Raw genomic sequence first — 1,836 nt, forward strand, 5'->3', positions numbered from 1 at the left:
CGGGGCATGGGATGCTCCTTCTTGGCGTAGCCCGGATGCAATCCGGGGGATCGAGTGGCCCCGGATTACAGCCGGGCTACGGAGTTGGTCTTAATCCAGCAGGGAGATGGCAGTCGGCGCATCGGCGCCGCGCTCGGCCAGCGCTTCGAACTCGTTGATCGCGTTGATCTCGACGCCCATGGAGATGTTGGTCACCCGCTCGAGGATGATCTCCACCACCACCGGCACGCGGTGCTCTTCCATCAGTGCCTTGGCCTTGGCCAGGGCGGCCTGGATGTCGTTCGGCTCGAACACGCGGATCGCCTTGCAACCCAGGCCTTCCACCACGGCGACGTGGTCGACGCCGTAACCGTTGATCTCCGGCGCGTTGATGTTCTCGAAGGCCAGCTGCACGCAGTAGTCCATCTCGAAACCGCGCTGCGCCTGACGGATCAGGCCCAGGTAGGAGTTGTTCACCACCACGTGGATGTACGGCAGGTTGAACTGCGCGCCGACCGCCAGCTCTTCGATCATGAACTGGAAGTCGTAGTCGCCGGACAGCGCCACCACCTTGCGGGTCGGATCGGCCTTGACCACACCCAGTGCCGCCGGCACGGTCCAGCCGAGCGGGCCGGCCTGACCACAGTTGATCCAGTGGCGCGGCTTGTAGACGTGGAGGAACTGCGCGCCGGCGATCTGCGACAGACCGATGGTGCTGACGTAGCAGGTGTCCTTGCCGAAGAACTCGTTCATTTCCTCGTAGACGCGCTGCGGCTTGACCGGCACGTTGTCGAAGTGGGTCTTGCGCTGCAGGGTGCGCTTGCGCTCCTGGCAGTCGGCGACCCAGGCGCTGCGGTCCTTCAGCTTGCCAGCAGCCTTCCACTCTTTGGCCACTTCGATAAAGGCCTCCAGCGCGGCGCCGGCGTCGGAGACGATGCCCAGGTCCGGGTTGAATACGCGGCCGATCTGCGTCGGCTCGATGTCGACGTGGATGAACGTGCGGCCTTCGGTGTAGACCTCGACGCTACCGGTGTGGCGGTTGGCCCAGCGGTTGCCGATACCGAATACCAGGTCGGAAGCCAGCAGGGTGGCGTTGCCGTAACGGTGCGAGGTCTGCAGGCCGACCATGCCGACCATCAGCTTGTGGTCGTCGGGAATCGCGCCCCAGCCCATCAGGGTCGGGATCACAGGCACGCCGGTCAGCTCGGCGAACTCGACCAGCTTGTCCGCCGCGTCGGCGTTGAAGATGCCACCGCCGGCGACCAGCAAGGGGCGCTCGGCGTCGTTGAGCATGGCCAGGGCTCTCTCGGCCTGGATGCGGTTGGCCGTCGGCTTGGCCAGCGGCAGCGGCTGGTAGGCGTCAATGTCGAACTCGATCTCGGCCATCTGCACGTCGAACGGCAGGTCGATCAGCACCGGACCCGGACGGCCGCTGCGCATTTCATAGAAGGCTTTCTGGAAGGCGCGCGGCACCTGGCCCGGCTCCATCACGGTGGTCGCCCACTTGGTCACCGGCTTGACGATGCTGGTGATGTCGACCGCCTGGAAGTCTTCCTTGTGCATGCGCGCACGCGGCGCCTGGCCGGTGATGCACAGAATCGGGATGGAGTCGGCGGAGGCGGAGTACAGCCCGGTGACCATGTCGGTGCCGGCCGGGCCGGAGGTGCCGATGCACACGCCGATGTTGCCGGCGTTGGTGCGGGTGTAGCCCTCGGCCATGTGCGAGGCGCCCTCGACGTGACGCGCCAGGACGTGGTCGATGCCACCGACTTTCTGCAGGGCGGCGTACAGCGGGTTGATCGCCGCGCCGGGAATGCCGAACGCCGTGTCAACGCCTTCGCGGCGCATCACCAGTAC

Annotated in this window: 1 protein-coding gene; it reads right to left on the minus strand. The window is 66.0% G+C overall.

Annotated features, from left to right (window positions below):
- Positions 1-90 precede the first annotated feature (90 nt).
- A partial coding sequence (gene gcl / locus FBY03_RS22905; protein WP_256678027.1) for a glyoxylate carboligase occupies positions 91-1,836 on the minus strand: 1,746 nt, incomplete at its 5' end.

The sequence above is a fragment of the Pseudomonas sp. SJZ079 genome, assembly GCF_007993865.1.
GTDB lineage: Bacteria > Pseudomonadota > Gammaproteobacteria > Pseudomonadales > Pseudomonadaceae > Aquipseudomonas.